The organism is Streptosporangium sp. NPDC006930 (assembly GCF_040635605.1).
GTDB lineage: Bacteria > Actinomycetota > Actinomycetes > Streptosporangiales > Streptosporangiaceae > Streptosporangium.
Genome location: NZ_JBEYID010000002.1, coordinates 388253 through 409937, shown reverse-complemented (window position 1 = coordinate 409937; position 21685 = coordinate 388253). Strand labels below are relative to the sequence as shown.

Below are 21685 nucleotides of genomic sequence, written 5' to 3'. Positions count from 1 at the left end.
ACCGTGGTTCGCTTTGCACACACCCGCCCACGAGGGGCGGTCACCGGATGAAGCGGTGGGGGGATGTCTCCCAGGACGCCGCTGATCATCTCACGGCCGGCTCCGTCCTGGATCTCGCCGAGATGGCGGTGGTGGTCACCGACAGGTTCAGCAACCTTCTCTACTGGAACCCGTTCGCCGAAAGGCTGTTCGGGCGCCCCGGCACCTCGGGACCCCGTGACCAGTCGCTCTCCCTGGGCATCATGGAGAAGGACCACCCGCTCGCCGTCGAGCTCTCCAAGCACGTCCTCAAGGGCGGCGTCTGGGAGGGCACGTTCGACGTCAGGCGCGGTGACGGGACGATCATCTACGTACGGGCACAGGCCGTGCCGCTGCGGCATCCCTCGGGAGCGGTGACGGGCATCGTCATCACCGCCCGCGAGGCGATGCGCAGCAACGAGCGGGAGAAGGACCGCTTCGGCCTGCTGGAGCGGATCGGCGAGCGCCTCGCCGGATCGCTCTACGTCGAGGAGACGCTCAAGCGCGTCGCGGAGATGCTCGTCCCGCAGTTCGCCGACCACTGCTTCATCGAGTTGGTGGAGGAGGGGCGGCTCACCCGGAGGGTCTCCACCCACGTCCAGGGCTGGAGCCCGCCGCCCAACACCTGGGCGCCGCTCGGGGCGGAGATCCACTACCCGGTGGGGCACTACGCCGAGATCGCGCTGCGCCGCCAGGAGACGATCCTCGTCGAGGACTTCTCCCAGACCAACTATCCCAGTCCGGGCGAGGCCAACACCCGCCTCGCCGCCGAGATCGGCATGACCTCGGCCATCGTCGCGCCGCTGTGCGTGCGTGGAGAGACCCTCGGGCTCATCTATCTGGGGCTGTCCAATCTGACCGACCGGCGCAGCCCGCACTACGACGCCTTCGACCGCGACTTCGTGGGGGCCATCGCCACCAGGGTCGCCCTCGCCGTCGACAACGCCCTGCTGTTCGAGGAGGAGCGGCACACCGCGGAGTCCTTCCAGAAGCACCTGCTGCCCCGTGCGCTGCCGCAGCTCGACGGTCTGGAGATCGCGGTCCGCTACTTCCCCGCCGCCCCTCTGGTCAGCCACGGGCAGGGCATCCAGACCCAGGTCGGCGGCGACTGGTACGACGTCATCCCGCTCTCGGCGGGCCGGGTCGGCATCGTCATCGGCGACGTCGAGGGCCGGGGCGCCAAGGCCGCGGCGGTGATGGGACAGCTGCGGGCGGCCCTGCGGGCGTTCGCCCAGGACGACAAGCCGCCCGCGGAGATCCTCGCCAGGCTCGACGAGTGGACGCGCATCATCGCGACCCCCGAGCAGGACGAGAGCGGCACCGACATCAGCGTCCCGCCCATCGTCACCTGCCAGTACCTCGTGTACGACGCCTGGTCGCGGCAGCTGTCGTTCGCCAACGCCGGTCACGCCCCTCCGCTGCTGCTGATCGGCGACACCTGCACCGAGCTGGACATCCGCGAGGTCGGCCAGCCGCTGGGAGTGCGGGCCAAGGGCATGCACGCCGACCTGGTCTACAAGGAGGAGACGCGGACGCTGCCCCCCGGGGCCTCGTTGCTCCTCTACACCGACGGGCTCGTCGACCGCCGCCCCATCCGCGACGCCGACGGCAGGCCGCCCAACGTCGAGGAGGCGCTGGCGCAGCTCTGCGGCAAGCTGATCAAGATCAGTGACGCCTCCGTCGAGGAGATCGCCGACGCCGCCACCGTCGCGGTACCCGGTGAGATCGACGACGACATGGCCATCCTCGTCCTCAGGTCCGCCTCCGAGGACCTGGCCGTCGAGGAGCGTACCTTCCCCGCTCAGCCGATCATGGTCGGGGAGGCGCGCCGGATGGCCTCGGAGGCGTTCATCGGCTGGAACGTCCCCGAGGAGCGCGCCGAGCTCGCCTGCCTGCTCGTCTCCGAGGTCGTCACCAACGTCGTGCTGCACGCCGCCACCGCCAGCATCCCGCGCAGGGAGCTGACGATGGACGGCCCCCCGCTGCCGTTCGACGAGTCCTGGGACGTTCCGGGCTTCGAAGACGAGATCGTCAACGAGAAGGAGTTCACGCTCAGGATCCGCCGGGGCAGGGAGTCCGTCTGGGTCGAGGTCTTCGACCAGGACCTTCGGCTGCCACGCATCCGCAGCGCGGGGGAGAACGACGAGGGCGGGCGGGGTCTCTACCTCGTCGACCAGCTCGCCAGGCGCTGGGGCTCCCGCCCCACCAAGGAGGGCAAGGCCGTCTGGTTCGAGATCCCCACCAGGTCGCGCTGAGCCGCAAGCGGCACGACTGGCACCCGTTCCCGATCGATGGTTGACTCGGGGGCATGGAGCTGGCGTTCGAACGGCGCGGGACAGGTCCTCCCCTCGTCCTGCTGCACGGCATCGGGCATCACTGGCAGGCATGGTTGCCGATGCTCGACAGACTCGCCGCCGAACGGGACGTGATCGCGGTCGACTTCCCCGGTTTCGGCATCTCGCCGCCGCTGCCGCCCGGTACGCCGTACACGGCGGAAAGCCTGGCGGACGCGATCGAATCCTTCTTCGATGTGCTCGGCCTGCGCGACCCTCATGTGGCGGGTAGTTCCCTGGGGGGTTACGTCGCTCTCGAACTCGCCTCACGCGGGGTGGTCCGTTCGGCCACCGCGCTCTCTCCGGCCGGATTCTGGAACCGCAGCGAGCTCATGTACGCGCGAGCCGTCCTCCGCGCCGGCAGGGCCTCGGTTCGCGACCTTTCTCCCCGGCGGGCCGCCGCCCTCGTGGAAGATCCGCTGGGCCGCCTTCTCTGCGCCGGTGTGATGGTCGCCCATCCGAGAAGGATCTCGTCCGAGGCGCTGCTCGCCGGGTTCCAGGCGCTGGGGGACGCCTCCGGTTTCGACGAGACCCTCGCCTCGTTCGCGGGGCTGATGCCTCCCGCGCCACCGAAGGTGCCGGTCACGATCGCCTGGGGCGAGCGCGACCGCCTGCTTCCGCGCCGGCAGGCCGTCCGCGCGGCCAGATGGTCGGGGCAGCGGGTGAAGCTGCTCAAGGGGTGCGGACACCTGCCGATGACCGACGACCCCGAGCTGGTCGCGAGCGTGCTGCTGGAGGGCTCCCGGTAAACGGGGCTTTCGAGGATTCACGGCTCGGGAGGGCGTCCGAGAGGCGCCCGGGGCCGGGGGAGAGATCAGCGGACGGTCTGTCCCCAGATGGCGAGCATCGCGATGACGAACACGGCCATGACGCCGATGTACGCGACCGGGCCGAGCCGGAAGGCACGCCGCACCCGGTTCAGGCCCCAGGCGAACAGGAACGCCAGGAAGATCAGCAGAATCAGTCCGCTGTCCATCGTCACCACCTCGGGGAGTCTCCGTTGACCAGTATGCGGCGCCGAAGCCGTCTTCGCGGTTGGTAAACGCAATCCCCAACCCATGGGATCGTTACCTTTCGTGAACAGGACCTCGAAGGCGACGCGTGCCCTGCTGGTAGCAGCCCTGGCCGCAGCCCTTTCCGCATGTTCCGGTGGGAGTGGGGCCTCCGGCACGCCGGCGACCGTCACAGCCACCGTTATCGTGACCGCCTCGGTCACTCCGTCTCCCGTGGCCTCCGCCACGCTCTCCCCGTCCCCCGCGCCGACCCCGGCCGCCTCCGCGTCGACGGATCCCGACGATTCCGTCACGCCGTTGCCGTCCGTGAGCGTTCCCGGGAGCCGGGACGTCGACGCCACGATAAGAGGGAAGATCGCCCTGCGCGGGGCGGACGGGATCACCGTGACCTCGGAGAGCGACCGGGAGGTGAAAGCCCTCCTGCTGCCGTTCACGGTCGTGCGCGACGCGCGGGGGCTGGTCTGCAGGGAGGGACAGGCCCCGTACAGCTGCTCGATGGAGCAGTTGCAGGCGGCGATCAAGAAGAGGGGCGCACTGTTCGCCAAGGTGACGATCAAGGACGGGGTGGCCACCCAGGTCGAGGACATCACCGAGGGGTGAGGGCCCGGCCGGTCGCGGGGAGCCGCAGTCCCGCGAGGGCGTGGACTGCGGCTCTTCGCCGGGCGTTCCGGGGTGTCTCAGGAGCCGGGTGTCCTTGAGCCGGAGTGGCCCGTGAGCGGGAAGAGCCGGTCCTGGATCGTCTTCCCGCGTCGGGCCTCACCTGCGTGGCCGAAGCCAGGGCTGCGCGCCCGGCCTCTCCGATCGGGTGCCGAGGCCGGTCTCAGAAGCCGAAGGAGCGACCGATGATCTCCTTCATGATCTCGGTGGTGCCGCCGTAGATGGTCTGGACGCGGCTGTCCATCCAGGCCTTGGCGACGGGGTACTCCATCATGTAGCCGTAACCGCCGTGCAGCTGGAGGCAGCGGTCGATGACCTTGGTCTGCAGCTCCGTGGTCCACCACTTCGCCTTGGCGGCGTCCACGGCGGTGAGTTCCCCTGCGTTGAGGGCGAGGATGCACCTGTCCACATAGAGGCGGGCGATGTCCACCTCGGTGTCCAGCTCGGCCAGGACGAAACGGGTGTTCTGGAAGCCGCCGATACTCCGGCCGAAGGCCGTACGGTTCTTGCAGTACTCGATCGTCGTCCGCAGGACCGTCTCCGCCGCCGCCACCGCCATCACCGCGATCGAGAGGCGTTCCTGCGGCAGGTTGGCCATGAGCTGGAAGAAGCCCTGCCCTTCCTGCGGGCCCAGCAGGTTGGCCGCGGGGACCCGGACGTTGTCGAAGAACAGCTCCGCCGTGTCCTGGGCGTGCATGCCGATCTTCTCCAGGTTGCGGCCCCTGCTGAAGCCCTCCATGCCCCGCTCGACGACGAGCAGGGAGATCCCCCGCGCGCCCGCGTCCGGGTCGGTCTTCGCCACGACGACGACCAGGTCCGAGTTGATGCCGTTGGTGATGAAGGTCTTCTGGCCGTTGACCACGTAGTGATCGCCGTCGCGTACCGCGGTCGTCCTGATGCCCTGCAGGTCGCTGCCCGCGCCGGGCTCGCTCATCGCGACCGCCGTGATCAGCTCACCGGAGGCGAACCCGGGCAGCCAGCGGGCCTTCTGCTCGTCGTTGGTGAGGTCCACGAAGTACGGGGCCATCACGTCGTTGTGCAGCGAGTAGCCCAGGCCGGTCGCGCCGATCGCCATCACCTCCTCGACGATCACGGCGTTGTAGCGGAAGTCCGTGATTCCCGCACCGCCGAACTCCTCGGGCACCCCGAAGCCGAACATCCCGATCTCTCCGGCCCTCTTCCACACCTCGCGCGGGACGATGCCGTCCTTCTCCCACTGATCGTGGTGAGGCGCGACCTCGCGGGCCAGGAACTCGCGCACGGTCTCTCGGAAGAGCTGGTGCTCCTCCTCGAAGAGGTCTCGCTGCATGGTGTGCCTCCTTGGGACTCGTGGCGACTCGCGACGGCTCGTGATACAGAATACAATTCTGTTACTAGCAGGTACAGTCGATATCGCGCTGTTAGCGTGGCTTGCTGTGGTATGTAGAGGTATATCCAGATCACAAGTACGCCACGGTCTTCGAATCCACCCACGATCTCGCTGCGCCGAAGATGGTTCAAACCGTACGATCTACCCTCGGTGTGCTATGGGTATGCCTGTTGGCGGCAGCCTTCGTGATCGGAGTATGTGGTGGTTCGGTGGCGATCTGGGCTCCGTAGGTCCCTCGCGGTTTCGGCCCTGTGCCTTTTCGGTGGCGCGCTCGTCGCACTGCCCTCCGGCGCCTCCGGTGCGTCCGGCTCCGGCATCGCCGAACTCGTGGTCGACTACAGCTGCACCGGGGGGATCGCCCTGGGAGGCAGCACGGTGAACCTCCGGACCAAGGTGTCGATTCCCACGACGCTCACCGTCGGGGAGCCGCTCAACATCGGCTGGGACCTCAACTACAGGAACGGCGACCCGGCCAGGTTCGGCTCGCCGGACTACTTCGGCCCCGGAGGCAAGGTCCTGGTCACCGGGAACGTGCAGATGTCCGGGAGCTGGATCGGCGTACTGCAGCCGAAGGGTGTCGTCGACCAGCCGGGCAAGCTGCAGCCGGGCAGCATCCTGAAGCTCCCCGAGGGGATCTCCGACGCCGCCCACACCGACCAGGCGGGCACGCTCAAGGTCTCTCCCCGGAAGCTGTTCGTGGACTTCATGCCCCCGGCCGGCGAGATCATGGTCAACAACGACGACCCCCGGGTGAAGTACCACGCGGCGGCCGACTGGTACGAGCTGAACGACGAGGCGCTCAGCATCGGCGACTACGGCCGCGACCTGCACCGCACCGACAGGGTGAACTCCTTCGCCACCTTCACGTTCACCGGCACCGGGATCGAGTACATCGCCCGGCGCAGCACGGAGGCGGGGCAGGTCGGCTTCAAGATCGACGGCCAGGACGCCACGCCGGCCTTCATCGACGCCTCGAAGGACGCCGACGGCACGCCGACGAACGCCGCGCACCGGGGCGGGCTCACGCTGTGGAGGTTCAACGGCCTCAAGTACGGCGAGCACACCATCCAGGTCACGAACCTGGAGGCCGGTAAGTTCGCGCAGGTAGACGCCTTCCGGGTGATCACGAAGCAGTTGCAGAACCCGCCGGCCGACTACCGGGCCACGTGCGCGCTCGTCAGCGCGCCGGTCTCGGTGGACGTCACCATCTCCGAGCGGGGCGTGTCCCCCTCACCCAGCGGGACGGGCTCCCCGGACCCCAGCGTCACCCCCAGCACTACGCCCACGGGCAGCCCCACGGCCACTCCGACGGGCACCCCGACGGGCACCCCGACGGGCACGGCCACCCCCACCCCGACGGGCACCCAGACCGGGGCCGGCAACCAGACGCCCGGGCCGAACAACACCACCAGGAGCACCACCACCTCGACGCCCAAGCCGACCCTCACCGTGACCGCCACCGTCACCCCCACCAGGCCCACCCCCACCGCGCCGCAGGTGGTCATCACGCCCAGCGGCGGGGCGCAGACGGGTGAGGCTCCCGAGGGCGGCTCCGGGCTGGGGCTTCTCAGCGCGGGCACGGCGATGGTGACGGGAAGCGCACTGGGCGGTGTGGCCTTGATGAGGCGGCGGGCGGCACACGCGCGCGGCCAGAGGGACAGCTGAAGGAGGCGCCGGATGTATCAAGGACCTGGTCAGGGCGGCCCCGGCCCCTATCACGGCACCGGCCCCGCTCCCAAGCCCAAGGGGAGCATGCTGATGGCCGGGCTCCTCGTGGCGGGGTCGCTCGGCGGGGTGGCCGCGATCATGGCGGGGCTCCTCGCATACCTGCCCCCCGCGATAGAGGACGCGCCGTACGGGCCGCCCGTGCCGCAGGCGGCGGACAGCAACATCCAGATCCAGGAGGTCCCTGCCGCCGGACAGCAGCCCGTGGGAGTGACGCCGTCCTCGGTGGGGCCGGGCGGGCTGGACGCCCCGCTCACGGCGGCCGCGCCCACGGCGGCGCCGCCACTGCCGGTGACCATGCCTCCGGAGCCGCTGAAGAGCGACGGCGTGCAGCCCCGGCGGATCGCCATCCCGAAGATCGGCGTGCTCGCCCCGCTGATGGCACTGGGTGTCGACTCCAAGCGGGAGATCCAGACGCCTCCGCTGAGCAGGCCCAACCAGGCGGGCTGGTACAAGCACGGCCCGACCCCCGGGCAGCAGGGGCCCTCGGTGGTCCTCGGGCACGTGAACACCAAGAAGGGCGCCGCCGTCTTCAGCAGGTTGAAGGAGATCAGCCGAGGGGACAAGATCAAGGTCTCCCGGTCCGACGGAAGTCTCGCGGAGTTCACGGTCGACGGTGTGGAACAGGTCAGCAAGACGGCCTTCCCGTCCAAGCGGGTCTACGGCAACACCGGTGAGGCGACGCTGCGGCTGATCACCTGCGGCGGTGTCTACAACCGCGCGACCGGCCACTACACCGACAACATCATCGTCTACGCGACCCTGTCGAAGACCCGGCGCGCCTGAGTCCACCGTGTCCGGCCCGCGGTCCGGGCGCGGTGTTTTCCAGATCGGGCGCGATACACCGCGAATCCGTGGGTCACGACGTTTTCGCCGCTCGTTAGCCTCCCCGTCAATCCGGGTAGGAAGTTGTTCGATAAGAGGCATCCCCCCGAATGATCAGAAGGTGGGGGTGTGCCCAGGTGAGCATCGTGCGGGCCGGGGTCGTAGCCGTACTCATAGGGGTGGCCGCTCTTGGCGCGGTACAACACCCGAAGGGGCACGATCGCACGGGGTGGGGTGGCAAACGTTTCGCGCATTCGGCGCCGAAGCACGCCGGGGGCTGGACGACCAAGAACTGGGGCAACGGCGGGCGGACGGCCGAGCGTTCGAGGACGACCGTCGAACGCAGGGGAAACTGGGGATTCGGACGGCCGAGACACTCGGACGGCGGACGGCACAGGGCGTGGGAGACCGGTCGGCGGTATCCGGGGTGGAAACACCGAAGTAATCGCGGTTTCTGGCGTCGAGGCCCGGAGGGCGAACGCGGCGAGGGGCGAGGGTTCGGGAGCCGTGGAGACCGGGATTCCCCGCGGTCGGGCCCGGACGCCGAGGGCGGCGACGACTGGGACCGGGAGCGACCGGGGGCGCGGGAGTCTCGGCGTCGAGGTCCGCAGGCCGGATGGCGAGAGGGCCATGGGGGCGGACGGCAGGGACAGGGCCGGCGAGACGGGTCACGGGGCGAGTGGTGATCCGAGGTCGGGGCTCGGAAGGCCGAGCCGTCAACCGACCCGCGTTTCTCTTCGTCGAGGAGTGAGTGATCAATCGCTCACTCTTTTTTTGTGGACAGCAATATCGGGATATATGTGGTGAAATGTCCTAGGAAGTGCTTATGTGGTGTTATCTCGGCTAGAAATCGCTTCTGATCGTTAATTGCATCTCCAGTCCGGGTATAGCCGCTTATGCGGATGTGTCCCCCTGCTGAACCGGAGCGGGGGGTGTACGCGGGTGAACAAGGCGCGGGCCGGTGTGCTGGCCGTATTCATAGGGATGACCGTGATCGGCGCCCTTCACCACGTCGATTCGACGGGCACGCGGTCCGTGAGCCCCGCGGACGGGCGATCCGGTGACTCGGTGGCCGAGCGGCCCGTGAGTTCCGCGAGTTCCGCGGACGGGCGGTCCGTGAGCTCCCCGGCGAACCCGGAGGCGCGGCATTTCGGCCGCCACGAGATCGCGCCGATCATCATCGCGCATCGCGGAGCCAGTGCCTTCCGGCCCGAGCACACGCTTCTCGCCTACACGGTCGCCATCTCGATGGGTGCCGACTACATCGAGCCGGACCTCGTCTCGACCAAGGACCACGTGCTGGTCGCACGGCATGAGAACGAGCTCTCGGCGACCACCGACATCGCCGGACACCCCGAGTTCGCCGACCGCATGACCTCCAAGGTCATCAACGGCATCCGGCACACGGGCTGGTTCACCGAGGACTTCACCCTGGAGGAGTTGCGTACCCTCCGTGCCAGGGAGCGCTTCTCCAAGGAGCGGCGGGAGAACACCGCGTACGACGGGATGGAACGCATCCCGACACTCGACGAGGTGGTCCAGCTCGCGCAGAAACACGGGGTGGGCGTCTACGCGGAGACCAAGTTCCCCACCTACTTCGCCTCGATCGGGCTGCCCCTGGAGGAGCCTCTCCTGGAGACCTTCGCGCGCTACGGATGGGACGACGAGCGGGACCCGGCGTTCATCCAGTCCTTCGAGGCGGGGAATCTCAGGCGCCTGCGTTCCCTCACCCGGCTGCGGCTCATCCAGTTCGTCGGCGCGACCGGCGCCCCGTACGACCTCGCGAGCGCGGGTGACCCGCTCACCTACGACGACATGGTCACCCCGGCAGGACTGCGGGAGGTCGCCAAGTACGCCGACGGCATCGGTCTGGTCACCAAGCGGATCGGTCCCGCAGGTCTCAGCGGAAGATCGGTGTCACCCGTCACGCTCGTCAGGAACGCACAGAGGGAAGGGCTCCTCGTCCACGCCACGACGGTTCGCAGGCTCGCGCGGCTTCGGGCGGATCTCGGGAGCGGCGCCTCCGGTGGGCGCGCCGCCGAAGGGGTGAAGAGGTGGCTGCAGCGCCTGTACAGGCTCAACGTGGACGGAGTCATCGCCGACGACCCCGGGCTGGCACGCGCCATACGGGACCAGCTGCGCGGCGGAGGCTGACGCGCGGCAGGCCGGATGTCGGGCGGTGCCGCAGGGTACCGGGGCCGGCGCGTCGGTCGGATGGCGCGCGGTGCCGCCGGTACCCGGCGCGCGGCAGGTCGGGTGTCGCGCGCCGGGTGTCGGCGCGCGGGTGGGTTCGCTCGGTGCGGTCTTCCGTCAGCCGGCGCGCATGGCCGCCCGTACCCGATCAAGAGTGATCGGCAGGTCGCGCTGCCGGAAGCCGGTCGCGTGGAAGACGGCGTTCGCGATCGCCGCGGCGGTGCCGACGATCCCCACCTCGCCGATTCCCTTCACACCGACCGGGTTGAGCTCGTCGTCCTGCTCGTCGATCCAGTGGGCCTCGATCCCGCGGACGTCGGCGTTCGCCGCGATGTGGTATCCGGCCAGGTCGTGGTTGACGAAGTCACCGAACCGGGGGTCCATCCGCAGGGCCTCGTGCAGGGCCATGGATATCCCCATCGTCATGCCGCCCAGGAACTGCGAGCGCGCCGTCCTGGCGTTCACGATCCGGCCGGCCGCGAAGACTCCCAGCAGCCGCTCGACACGGACCTGTCCGCTGTCGACGTTCACGCTGACCTCGGCGAACTGTGCCCCGAACGAGTGGCGTGAGAGGCGCTTGGCGGCGGCGAGATCCTCGGTGGTGTCCGCCCGCACCTCCAGTCCCTCGGGAGGGACGACGCCGGACCGCTCGTCGAGCTCCTTCACCAGCGCACGGCACGCCTTGCTCACCGCCCAGCTCCACGAGGAGGTGCCCATGGACCCCCCGGCGAGAGGCGCGGGACCGAAGACGCTACGGCCCACCCTCACCGTGACCAGGTCCATCGGCACGCCGAGCTCGTCGGCGGCCACCTGGGTCAGCGCGGTGCGGGCGCCGGTGCCGATGTCGGCCGCGGCGATCTCGAGCACGAACCTGCCGGTGGGCTCGGCGTAGGCGGTCGCGGTGGAGGCCATGGTGAAGACGGGGTAGGTCGACGACGCGACGCCGGTCCCGAGGAGCCGGTCGCCTTCCTCGCGGACGCCGGGCGTGGGGTCGCGCCCGGCCCAGCCGAAGCGCGCCGCACCCTCACGCAGGCAGGCGATCAGGTTGCGGCTGCTGAACGGGAGTCCCGACTCGGGGTCGGCCGAAGGCTCGTTGACGATCCGCAACTGGACGGGGTCCATCCCGAGGACGTACGCCAGCTCGTCCATCGCCGACTCCAGGGCGAACATCCCCGGAGCCTCACCGGGGGCACGCATCCACGAGGGGGTCGGCACGTCCAGCTGCAGCAGCCGGTGAGCGGTGTGGCTGTTGGGCGCCGCGTACATCACGCGGCCGGCCGCGACCGTCTGCTCGGTGTACTCGACGAGCTTCGAACTCTGCTGGAGCGCCTCGTGCCACACCGCGGTCAGCCTGCCGTCCCGCTCGGCTCCCAGGCGTACGCGCTGCACGGTGGGCGTCCGGTAGCTGACGAGCGCGAACATCTGCTGCCGGGTCATCGCCACCTTGACCGGTCGTCTCACGGCGCGCGCGGCCAGCGCCGCCAGCACGGTCGGCGGGCGGGGCGCCGCCTTCGACCCGAAACCGCCGCCGGTGTGGTCGGCGACGACGCTCACCGCGCTCTCGGGAAGACCGAACAGCCGGGCGATCGTGGTCGCCGACTTCCACGGTGCCTGGTCGGCGTTGTAGAGCGTGAGGGTCTCGCCCTCCCAGAACGCGATCGTGGCGTGCGGCTCGATCGGACTGGCGTGCTCGGTCGGGGTCGTGTAGACGGCGTCCACGCGGACCGGTGCCGACGCGAGGGCGCCCTCGGCGTCACCCCGGTCGACCGTCCCCGCGAGGCCCGCGTTGACCGTCTCCGGAGAGAAGATCCGCGGGTCGCCGGGATCCAGTTCGACGTCGTACTCCTCGTCCTCCTCGTAGTCCACGCGCACCGCCGACGCCGCCTCGCGGGCGCCCTCCAGGGTGGTCGCGACCACGGCGGCGACGATCTGCCCCCGGTAGGCGACGTCGGCCGACTGCAGAACGGCCAGCTCGGCGTCCTGCGCGGGACGCAGCCGAAAGACGTTGCCACTGTCCAGTACGGCGATCACCCCGGGCAGGGCGAGCGCGGCGGCGCCGTCGACGGAGCGCACCCGCCCCCGGACGATCGTGGACTGCACCGGCCAGACGTAGACGGCGTTCGGCACGGGGTACTCGTACGCGTAACGGGCCGCGCCGGTGACCTTGTCGCGTCCCTCGATCCTGGCCGGTGCCCCGCCCACCACCTTGTCGAGCACCTTGTCGACGGTCATCCCCGCTCCTCCCGTGTGAAGCTCCCCGCGGACCCCGCCGGTCTCGTGAGATCGCGCACGCTCGCCGCGATCAGGTCGCCGGCGAGGTCGATCTTGAACTCGTTCCCGGGGAGGGGGCGCGCCGCCGCGAACTCCGCCTCCGCCGCAGCGAGCAGCAGTGCCCTGGTCGGCCTGTGGCCGGTCAGCATCCCCTCGGCTTCCCTGGCCCGCCACGGCACGGGGGCCACCCCGCCCAGCGCGAGCCGGATCTCCCGCAGCGACCCGCCGGCCTCCGTCGCGACCACCGCCGCGATCGAGACCACCGCGAACGCGTAGGACCAGCGGTCGCGGACCTTGCGGTACAGCATGACCGCGCCGGCCACGGGCGGTGGCAACTCGACCCCGGTGATCAGGTCACCGGGGTCGAGCACGGTCTCCCGGTCAGGGGTGTCGCCGGGCAGCAGGTAGAAACGGGAGAGCGGCACCGCCCGCTCCTCGCCTTCCGCGAGTCTGATGTGCACCACGGCGTCGAGGGCGGCCATCGCCACCGCCATGTCGGAGGGGTGGGTGGCCACACACGCGACGGAGGTGCCGATCACCCCCAGGTCGCGGTGGTCGGCACCGCCGATCGCCGAACAGCCGGTATCCGGTTCGCGCTTGTTGCACGGCTTGGTGATGTCCTGGAAGTACGGGCAGCGTGTGCGTTGCAGCAGGTTACCGCCGGTGGTGGCCATCGACCGCAGCTGCCCCGAGGCCCCGGCCAGCACCGCCTGGGAGACCGCGGGGAAACGCTCCCTGATGCCCCGATCGCCGGACAGATCGCTGTTGCGCACCATCGCGCCGATGAGCACGCTCCCGTCGGCCCGGTGCTCGATGCGGTCGTACGGCAGTCGCGTGACGTCCACCAGCGTCGCGGGCCTCGCCACGCCGAGCCTCATCAGGTCCACGAGGTTGGTACCGCCGGCGAGGAACATCGCGTCGGTGCCGTCCAGGAGGGCGGTGACGGCGGCATCGGGGTCGGTGGCGCGCTCGTAGGTGAAGGGTCTCATCGCGCGTCCCCTGAGCTCCGCCCGGTGAGAACCGGCTCCCGGTTCTCACCGCCGGCCGCGTCGAGGACGGCTTCGACGATTCCGGCGTAGGCCCCGCAGCGGCAGAGGTTGCCGCTCATCCGCTCGCGGACCTCCTCGGCGTCCAGGGCGCGGCTGGAGGCGACACCGGCGGCGACGTCCTCGGTGACATGGCTCGGCCAGCCCTGTTCCGCCTCGCCGAGCGCGCCGATGGCGGAGCAGATCTGGCCCGGCGTGCAGTAGCCGCACTGGAAACCGTCGTGGTCGAGGAACGCCTGCTGTACGGGGTGCAGATCACTCCCGGGGGCGAGGGCGGCCACCCCCTCGATGGTGACGATCTCCTGCCCGGCGACCGCGACGGCGAGCGTGAGGCAACTGTTCACCCGGCGGCCGTCCAGCAGAACCGTGCATGCCCCGCACTGCCCGTGGTCGCACCCCTTCTTCGTCCCGGTCAGTCCGAGACGCTCCCGTAGCGCGTCCAGGAGGGTCACCCGGTTGTCCAGAGAGACGGGGTGGTCGGCACCGTTGATACGCAGCGTGATATCGCTGCCGAACGCTTCGACTGCCATGCGTTTATCCTGTCAATTCCCCGATGAGGGGCGGATTTCCTGCCAATCTGAAATTCCCAAAGAAGCGGCAATCCTGTCGCTTCGAGAATCACCGGGGAGCCAAGGAGGGGCCAAGATCGGCGCCGATCCCGCTCGGGGCCCCGAGATCGGGTGAGCTCGGCGGATCAGCCCGCTCGTCTGTCGGCGGCCATCGCCGACACGGTGGCCCCGCGCCGTTGGATCCGCTGTTGCCCCCGGTCCAGAATCACGGCGAGAACGAGCACGACCCCCTTCACGATGATCTGCCAGAACGTCGACACGCCCACGAGCACCATGCCGTCGGAGAGGAGGCCGATGGTGAAGGCTCCGATGAGGGTGCCTCGCACCGTGCCGCGCCCGCCGCTCAGCGCGGCGCCGCCGAGGATCACCGCGGTGATCGCGTTGAGCTCGTACATCTCACCGGCGAGCGGTGCCGCCGAGGTGAGCTCCGAGGCGATGATCAGGCCCGCGAGCGCGGCGCAGGCGCCGGAGATCACGTACACGGCCGTCTTGACGCACCTGATCGGGACCCCGGAGAGCTCCGCGGCACGCTCGTTGCCGCCCACGGCGTACAGCCATCGCCCGAACGGCGTCCTGCCGAGCACGAGCGTGACGGCGACGGCGAGGAAGATCATGATCCACAGGCTCGTCGGGAGGCCGAGCGCGCGCCCGTTGCCGAGAACGTGGAAGCCGGTGTTGCCGAGCCGCGGGTCGCCGTCCAGATCGGGGTAGGTCGAGCCATTGGAGATCAGCAGCGCGATTCCCCGCGCCACGTACAGCATGCCGAACGTCGCGATGAACGGCGCCACGTCGAAGCGGGTGATGACGATGCCGTTCACCAGGCCGACGAGCATGCCGACCGTGACGCAGAGCACGATCACACCCCACACGGGCGGGTAGGCGACCACGTCGGCGAACCCGAGGCCGAGCCCTCCGAGCAACTCGCCGGCGACGACGCCGGAGAGCCCGGCGATCGAGCCCACCGACAGGTCGATGCCGCCCTTGACGATGACGAGCAGCATGCCGAGCGCGATGATCGCGGTGATCGCGACATGCTTGGTCATCATGACGAGGTTCGGCACCGTGAGGAAGGAGTCGGACAGCAGGCCGAAGACCGCCACCACGACCGCGAGCGCGATGAGCGCCCGTAACTCGAACAGGTTGTTCACCAGCGACAAGCGACGTGCCTCGGCCGTGACCGCCTCGGGCGGGGAGTGGTCCGGGGACTCCGACGTGGAAGACGTTTCCCGAGACGTCACTCCGCCGTCTCCTCGCCCGTGTCGACGGCGGCGCCGTCCGACACCCTCATCAGCTCCTCCCTGGCCGTCTCGCCGCGCCGGAACTCACCGGCGAGGACGCCGCGGGCGAGCACCAGCAACCGGTCGGGGACGCGCAGGGCCTCCTCGGCGTCCGACGTGGTGAAGACGACGGCCAGGCCGCGCTCCGCGTGTGCCGCCAGGAGCTCGAAGATCTCAGCCCTGACATCGGTGCCGACGCCGCGCGAGGGCTCGTCCAGCAGGAGTACCCGGGGGGCGGTCAGCAGAGCCCTGCCGATGATCACCTTCTGCTGGTCGCCGCCGCTCAGGGACGCGACGGCCGCCCGCGCGTCCTCCCTCCCGACGTCGATGTCGGTGATCATCCGGTTGACGACCTCCCGTTCGCGGGCACGGGAGACGAACAACCGGTGGACGAAGGTGCCCAGCCGGGCCAGGGAGAGGTTCTCCCCGACCGACATCGTCGGGACGAGGCCGTCGCGCCACCGGTTCTCGGGGACCAGGACCACGCCCTGGGCGATGCGGTCGCGGATCCCCGCGTGTTCCAGCGGGACGCCACCGAGCAGGATCTCGCCCGACTGCGAGGGGATCAGGCCGGCGAGCGCCTCCAGCAACTCGGTGCGGCCGGAGCCCGTCAGGCCGTAGATCCCCACGATCTCGCCCTCCCTGACGGTGAGGGAGAGGTCGTCGATCGCGAGACGGCCGGGATTGGCCGGGTCGGCCACCACGAGGCCGCGCAGGCTCAGCACCTCCTGCCCGCTGACCGGCGCGTGGTACGGGAAAAGGTCGTCCCGGTCGCGGTCGGTCATGTGCTCCAGGAGCCACCGGACGGAGACGCTCTCGGCGTTCGCCGTGGCGACGAGTCGCCCGTCACGCAGGACGACGACGTCGTCGGCGATCTTCAACGCCTCCTCCAGGTGCGAGGAGACGTAGACGACCGCCACCCCGTTCGCGGTCAGCTCCTTGATGACCCGGAACAGGACCTCGATCTCAGGGGTGGTGAGGGCCGAGGTGGGCTCGTCCATGATCAGAACTCGGGCCTCCTGGAGGAGCGCCCGCGCGATCTCGACGATCTGCTGCTCGCCCGGCATCAGGTCGCCGACAGGCAGGTCGGGATCCGGATACTCCTTCAGGCTGTGGAGAATCGCCGTGGTGGTGGCCCGCTGGGACGAGCGGTCGATCACCCACGCCCCTCCGCAGATCTCCCTGGCCAGGAAGAGATTGTCCTGGATGCTCAGGTTGGGGCAGAGACTGAGCCCCTGGTGGACGATCGAGACGCCCTGGTCGGCCGCCTCGCGGGGCGACGCGAACCTGACGGGCTCGCCGTCGAGCTCGACATGGCCGGAGGTGGGGTGCTCGCTCCCGGACAGGATCCTCATCAGGGTCGACTTGCCGGCCCCGTTCTCGCCGAACAGCGCGGTCACCCGGCCGGCGGCGACGTCGAAGTCGACTCCCCTGAGCGCGGGCGTGTCCCCGTAGAGCTTGGTGACGTCGCGGGCGCTCAGGACGGTGGCGACGGAGGTCTTCACGAGACCTCCTTGATCGAGACCGGGGTGATGGTCACGACGGAGGGGGTGAGGAAGCTGAAGGCCCCGACGAAGGAGATCTTCCTGCCCTTCAGCCGCGGTGCGTCCAGGTGCCTGAGCAGCCTCTCCCGCACCTGGTTGTTCAGCGCGGTGGCGGCGTCGGCGTACTCCACCTGGTTGAGGAACTGTCCGAAGGTGATGAATCCGACCGCGTCCCGCAGCGCCGTGCCATCGATGACCGGACCGACCTGCAGCGACACCCGGGTGCCCGGGGGCAGCCCCGGTACGGTCACGGGCATCAGCCCGGACCTCACCGCCCCGGCCGTGCCGGTGCCCTTGACCGTGAAGGTGTAGGGGCCGTTGCCCTGCCGGACGCCGTACAGCTTCCCGGCCCCCTCCGCGTCGGTGGTCATCGCCTTCACCAGTACGGGCAGTTCGACGGCCTTCCTCCTGATCACGGGCACGACCATGGCCTCGTAGGTCCGTGCTCCGTACGCGGCCGCGTCGAACGGGCCGGGACCCGAGGCCGCGACCGACTCCACCGAGCGGTACCGCGTGCTGAGCCCGACGGCGACCAGGACGGCCACCGCGAGGGCGAGGGCGACCCATCTCGTCGGGATCCGCCGACGGGACACCTGCCCGCGACGCGCCCGCGGTGCGACCGGGGTGCTCATCTCAATCCTTCCGGTGGGGAGAAGAACTCGGGGAGATCACTGATCCGTCCGCTCCTCTCCGAACGGGAGCCGGTCGATTCGCCGGATGCTGTTCCAGCCCGCCCCGCGCGGGGCGCGGGGCGGTAGGGGTCGATGATCGCCGTGTCCGAATTGATGGAATATTTCCGCACCCCAAGAGGTGATTCCGGGCGTCCGAATTGGATCTCCCGCAGGTTCCAGCCTGCCCGATGACGCTCCACGGATGGTGATCTTCAGGCCTGATATCACCAGTCTTGACCTGGTCTTTTCTGTATATCCAGCCGCTGATTGCCGATGCCGGACCGCCGTCCCATCGGATGGCCGGGTGCGAGGCAGGTGTCTCGGTCGGACCCCGGGAGGCTTCTTCGCCCCCGTCCGGCACCTGGTAGGCGCCCGTCCGATCCCCCGTCGGGCGCTTTACCCATGTACGGTGTCGTTTGCTGTGGGATAGATGGGAATTTGTGTCCGTTTAGCCGACTTGCTCGCGCGTCCCGGTCTCTGTTCGTAGGATCTATGCCGAACCTTGACCACAATCTGTAAGCCTTGGACGGCCGGTGCGCCGACCGATCGATCTGGAACGGGGAGAAACCGTGCTGAAGTCCAGGACGCGGCTGCGTGTCGCGGCCAAGACAGCCGTGATCGCTACGGTGGGCGCGGGCGTCTTCGGTGCGTTCCCCGCGCTCGCCTCCATGTACGCCGCTCCCAAACCGGTCGCCTACACCTGCACGCTCGCCGGTGCGGTGACACCGTCGGCGACGCACACGTTCCAGATGGAGTTGACCGGCCCGACGTCGGCGGTGACGAACGCCCCCCTCGTGGCGACCTGGAAGATCGGCCAGCCGGCCACCATCCCCACCCTCACCCCGTCCGCGCCCGCACCGGCGGGCGCGAGCCTCATCGCCGACGCGGAGGTGCGGATCAGTGCGAGTCCCACCGGAGTTCTGGCGCTCCCCACCGAGCTCCGCCAGGTCCTGGTCACCGCCGCGCCCCCCGTCGCCGGGCAGGCGATCACCGCGCCTCCCGTCCTCGTCACGGTGACCCCCCTCGCGACGGGTGTCGTCGCCTTCGAGCCCGGCGCGTTCACCCTGCTCCTCAAGACCGGCGCCGGGACGGGCACCGCGGACGAGGTCGAACTGCTCGACTGCAACCTTCCCGACGCCGCTCAGGCGTCCGCCGCCGCGCTGCGGGTGACCGTGGGAACGGGCTCTCCCAGCCCTTCGGCCAGCCCTTCGGCGAGTCCTTCTGCGACCCCTACGCCGACGGCGACACCTTCGGCCACCCCGACGACCCCCAGGCCGACGCTCACCGTCACCCGGACCCAGACCGCCGAGCCGTCCTCCGATCCCAACGAGCAGATCGACGAGACTCCCAAGGGCGCCGCCTCCACCGGCGGCGGCGGCGACGCCGGCCCCGACGCTCGGATGATCATGTTCAGCGGTGTGCTGATGGTGGCGCTCGCCGGGATCGGCGGGCTCGTGCTGCGACGTCGCACCGTCGGTCGCGGCTGATCGGGGTGGCCGGATGACCACCCCACCTCCGGGCGGCTGGCCGCCCTCCGGGCATTCTCAGGGGCCGGTTCCCCACTATCGGCCGGTTCCTCCCGTCCAGCCGCCGTACCCGCAGCCCGGCCCCCCTCCGTACGGCTCGCCGTACGAGGGATGGCCGCCCGGACAGGAGCCTCTCGCCGGCGGACGGATGATGCGGTCGGTGCTCATCCTGGCCGGGATCGCCGGGGTGGTCACGGTGCTGGTGGGCCTGCTCTACATGCTGGCCGCGCCCGAGGAGTACGGCCTGGCCGACCAGCGCACCACGCTGCCGCCCCGCGACCTGGCCGCGGCGCCGGCGAACCCCTACTTCCAGGCGCCACCGACCGTGCCGCCGCCCCTGCCCAGCCTGCCCGCGGCACCGGCCATGCAGCCCTCGTCCCCGGTGCGCCTCGTCATCCCGCGGCTCGGGGTCAACGCGCCGGTGAAGTCCGTCGGGCTCGACAAGGAGGGCGCCATCGAGGTGCCGCCGGTCGGCGACCCGAACCTGGTCGGCTGGTACCGCTCGGGCCCCACTCCCGGTGAGGCGGGCCCCGCTGTGATGCTCGGGCACAAGGACACGCGCGCCGGAAGCGCGGTGTTCAGCCGTCTCGACGAGATCCGCAACGGCGACGTCATCGAGGTGCACCGCAAGGACGGGATCATCGCCGTCTACACCGTGGGCGGGCTGGAGCAGGCGGAGAAGGCGGTGTTCCCGACGGAGCGGGTGTACGGCCGGTCGTCGACCCCTCAGCTGCACCTGATCACGTGCGGCGGCACCTACAACCGCGCGACCGGTCACTACACCGACAACGTCATCGCCTACGCGACCATGACGAGCAGCAGGAGAGCCTGAGCGGGCCCCTTCCCCTGTGCCGAAAGGTGCGGCCTCGCTGTCGCGCGGGCGGTTCCCGTTCAGGGCACGGACGAAGGTTCTGTTGTAACCTCCTATCAACCGAATGTTGCTCGGTTTCGTAGGCGGCTCGGGTTCGCGAGCAGGAGGCACTGTGGCAGAGGCGTACATCGTCGGGGCGGTCCGCACCCCCGTCGGCAAGAAGAAGGGCGGTCTGTCCACCGTCCATCCCACCGATCTGGCCGCGCACACCCTCGGCGCGCTCATCGAGCGTACGGGCGTCGACCCGTCCGCGGTCGAAGACGTGATCATGGGCTGTGTCATGCAGTTCGGCCCGCAGAGCATGGACATCGCGCGCAACGCGTGGCTGTCGGCGGGCCTCCCGGAGAACGTCGCCGGTGTGACCATCGACCGGCAGTGCGGCTCCTCCCAGCAGTCGATCCACTTCGCGGCACAGGGCGTGCTCTCCGGCACCCAGGACCTCGTCGTGGCGGCCGGGGTGGAATCCATGAGCATCGTCCCCATGGGGTCGAGCATCACCGCCGCCCTGGAGAAGGGCATGCCCTTCCCCTTCGGGGACAAGTGGGTGGAGCGCTACGGCAAGCAGGAGATCTCCCAGTTCCGCGGCGCGGAGCTCATGTGCCAGAAGTGGGGCCTCAAGCGCGAGGAACTGGAGCGGTTCGCGTACGAGAGCCACCAGCGGGCCTCGAAGGCCATCGCGAACGGCTGTTTCAAGGACCAGATCGCTCCGATCAACGGTGTCGAGGACGACGAGGGCCCGCGCCCGGACACCACGCTGGAGAAGATGGCGTCGCTGAAGACGCTGAAGGAGGACGGCGTGATCACGGCCGCCACCTCCTCGCAGATCTCCGACGGCTCGGGAGCGCTCCTGATCGCCTCCGAGCAGGCCGTCCGCGACCACGACCTCACCCCCAGGGCGCGCATCGTCACCCTCGCGCTCACCGGCGACGACCCGGTCTACATGCTGACCGCGCCGATCCCCGCGACGCGGAAGGCGCTGAAGAAGGCCGGCCTGTCCATCGAGGACATCGACGTCACCGAGATCAACGAGGCGTTCGCCCCCGTCCCGCTGGCGTGGATCAACGACCTGGGCGCCGACCCGGCCAAGGTGAACCCGAACGGCGGCGCCATCGCCCTGGGCCACCCGCTGGGCGGCACCGGCGCGATCCTGATGACCAAGCTCCTGCACGAGCTGGAGCGGACCGGCGGCCGGTACGGGTTGCAGACGATGTGCGAGGGCGGCGGCCAGGCCAACGTCACGATCATCGAGCGTCTGTGACGACCTGGTTCACCGAAGGGGCGTCCGTGGGGCGCCCATGAGGTCCGGGGAAAGCCCCGGTCCCGGGAGGGAACCTCCCGGGACCGGGGCTTTTCTCGAAAGGGCCCGCGGGTCAGCGGCCACCCTTGCCCGGGATCCGGCGCGGCTGCCGGGTCGGCCTCGTCGGCATCGGAGGCAGCGGCATGTGCCGCGGAGCCGCGGGCACGACGTGCTCGGGGAGCGGGGTGCGAGGCTTGGGAGTTTTGGCGGTCTTGGACTTCCCGCCACGCTTCTGGGCGACCTTCTGGGCAGGATGAATTCGCATATGAGGACTCCTCGAAGAATGTGACGACGCGGCGCGATCCCGGGTCGGACAACTCAGCTGCCACGTCGGACGAACGGGGCCAGAGGGCTGAGTGCGGGCGGATCAGCGAAGGCTGATCGACGCCGGCTCTTAGGAGTTGATCCACATGCGGACGAACATACGGTGCTGTCGCCGAGGCGTGCAACCCATTAAAAACCGCGTGCGGTGCCGCCCCG

At 69.8% G+C, this 21685-nt stretch carries 18 protein-coding genes; 9 read left to right on the top strand and 9 right to left on the bottom strand.

The features are described from left to right. Positions 1-47 precede the first annotated feature (47 nt). Entirely contained in the window at positions 48-2273 is a 2226-nt protein-coding gene (locus tag ABZ664_RS05105) for a SpoIIE family protein phosphatase (RefSeq protein WP_362503159.1), read from the top strand. A gap of 53 nt (positions 2274-2326) precedes the next feature. Then, on the top strand, positions 2327-3100 hold the full coding sequence (locus tag ABZ664_RS05100; protein ID WP_362503156.1) for an alpha/beta fold hydrolase: 774 nt from the start codon (positions 2327-2329) through the stop codon (positions 3098-3100). A 65-nt stretch (positions 3101-3165) separates the two neighbouring features. On the opposite strand, the gene ABZ664_RS05095 is transcribed toward ABZ664_RS05100, so the two are convergent. Next, complete coding sequence (locus ABZ664_RS05095) at positions 3166-3327, bottom strand: hypothetical protein (protein ID WP_350943219.1); 162 nt, start codon at positions 3325-3327, stop codon at positions 3166-3168. A gap of 100 nt (positions 3328-3427) precedes the next feature. On the opposite strand from ABZ664_RS05095, the gene ABZ664_RS05090 reads away from it, so the two are divergent. Next, complete coding sequence (locus ABZ664_RS05090; RefSeq protein WP_362503153.1) at positions 3428-3964, top strand: hypothetical protein; 537 nt, start codon at positions 3428-3430, stop codon at positions 3962-3964. Between the two features lie 220 nt (positions 3965-4184). Here the strand turns inward: ABZ664_RS05090 and ABZ664_RS05085 are convergent, their stop codons facing one another. Beyond that, on the bottom strand, positions 4185-5330 hold the full coding sequence (locus ABZ664_RS05085; RefSeq protein ID WP_362503150.1) for an acyl-CoA dehydrogenase family protein: 1146 nt from the start codon (positions 5328-5330) through the stop codon (positions 4185-4187). A 261-nt stretch (positions 5331-5591) separates the two neighbouring features. Between ABZ664_RS05085 and ABZ664_RS05080 the strand changes: the two genes are divergently transcribed. From ABZ664_RS05080 to ABZ664_RS05070, 3 genes are all read left to right on the top strand, one after another. After that, positions 5592-7055, top strand: coding sequence for a hypothetical protein (locus ABZ664_RS05080; RefSeq protein WP_362503147.1), 1464 nt, complete (start codon positions 5592-5594; stop codon positions 7053-7055). A gap of 12 nt (positions 7056-7067) precedes the next feature. After that, positions 7068-7901 (top strand): class F sortase, encoded by an 834-nt coding sequence (locus ABZ664_RS05075; protein ID WP_362503144.1) that lies wholly within the window; start codon positions 7068-7070, stop codon positions 7899-7901. 1155 nt (positions 7902-9056) lie between these two features. Further along, the gene (locus tag ABZ664_RS05070; RefSeq protein WP_362503141.1) at positions 9057-10094 is read left to right on the top strand and encodes a glycerophosphodiester phosphodiesterase family protein; all 1038 of its coding nucleotides are present in this window, start codon (positions 9057-9059) and stop codon (positions 10092-10094) included. 156 nt (positions 10095-10250) lie between these two features. Here ABZ664_RS05070 and ABZ664_RS05065 read toward each other — a convergent pair whose 3' ends face one another. The 6 genes from ABZ664_RS05065 to ABZ664_RS05040 all read right to left on the bottom strand — a co-directional run bounded on the left by ABZ664_RS05065 (position 10251) and on the right by ABZ664_RS05040 (position 17472). Next, positions 10251-12365, bottom strand: coding sequence for a xanthine dehydrogenase family protein molybdopterin-binding subunit (locus ABZ664_RS05065; RefSeq protein ID WP_362503138.1), 2115 nt, complete (start codon positions 12363-12365; stop codon positions 10251-10253). Continuing rightward, positions 12362-13393, bottom strand: a complete 1032-nt coding sequence (locus ABZ664_RS05060) for a xanthine dehydrogenase family protein subunit M (RefSeq protein WP_362503135.1) — start codon at positions 13391-13393, stop codon at positions 12362-12364. Before ABZ664_RS05060 ends, ABZ664_RS05065 begins: the two co-directional genes overlap by 4 nt. After that, positions 13390-13980, bottom strand: coding sequence for a 2Fe-2S iron-sulfur cluster-binding protein (locus ABZ664_RS05055; RefSeq protein WP_362503132.1), 591 nt, complete (start codon positions 13978-13980; stop codon positions 13390-13392). Before ABZ664_RS05055 ends, ABZ664_RS05060 begins: the two co-directional genes overlap by 4 nt. Positions 13981-14144: 164 nt before the next feature. Continuing rightward, positions 14145-15257 carry an ABC transporter permease gene (locus ABZ664_RS05050; RefSeq protein ID WP_362503129.1) on the bottom strand — a complete coding sequence of 371 codons (1113 nt, stop codon included), beginning with the start codon at positions 15255-15257 and terminating at the stop codon, positions 14145-14147. Then, positions 15254-16801, bottom strand: a complete 1548-nt coding sequence (locus ABZ664_RS05045) for a sugar ABC transporter ATP-binding protein (protein ID WP_362503126.1) — start codon at positions 16799-16801, stop codon at positions 15254-15256. The genes ABZ664_RS05050 and ABZ664_RS05045 overlap by 4 nt, the downstream gene beginning before the upstream one ends. After that, complete coding sequence (locus tag ABZ664_RS05040) at positions 16798-17472, bottom strand: DUF2291 domain-containing protein (protein ID WP_362503123.1); 675 nt, start codon at positions 17470-17472, stop codon at positions 16798-16800. Before ABZ664_RS05040 ends, ABZ664_RS05045 begins: the two co-directional genes overlap by 4 nt. A 608-nt stretch (positions 17473-18080) precedes the next feature. On the opposite strand from ABZ664_RS05040, the gene ABZ664_RS05035 reads away from it, so the two are divergent. The 3 genes from ABZ664_RS05035 to ABZ664_RS05025 all read left to right on the top strand — a co-directional run bounded on the left by ABZ664_RS05035 (position 18081) and on the right by ABZ664_RS05025 (position 21166). Further along, entirely contained in the window at positions 18081-18998 is a 918-nt protein-coding gene (locus tag ABZ664_RS05035; RefSeq protein WP_362503121.1) for a hypothetical protein, read from the top strand. Between the two features lie 13 nt (positions 18999-19011). Further along, positions 19012-19869: a class F sortase gene (locus tag ABZ664_RS05030; RefSeq protein WP_362503118.1), complete on the top strand. Its 858-nt coding sequence runs from the start codon at positions 19012-19014 to the stop codon at positions 19867-19869. A gap of 151 nt (positions 19870-20020) precedes the next feature. Further along, on the top strand, positions 20021-21166 hold the full coding sequence (locus ABZ664_RS05025; protein WP_362503115.1) for an acetyl-CoA C-acetyltransferase: 1146 nt from the start codon (positions 20021-20023) through the stop codon (positions 21164-21166). Between the two features lie 112 nt (positions 21167-21278). Here the strand turns inward: ABZ664_RS05025 and ABZ664_RS05020 are convergent, their stop codons facing one another. Further along, positions 21279-21470 (bottom strand): hypothetical protein, encoded by a 192-nt coding sequence (locus ABZ664_RS05020; protein ID WP_362503112.1) that lies wholly within the window; start codon positions 21468-21470, stop codon positions 21279-21281. Positions 21471-21685: the final 215 nt, after the last annotated feature.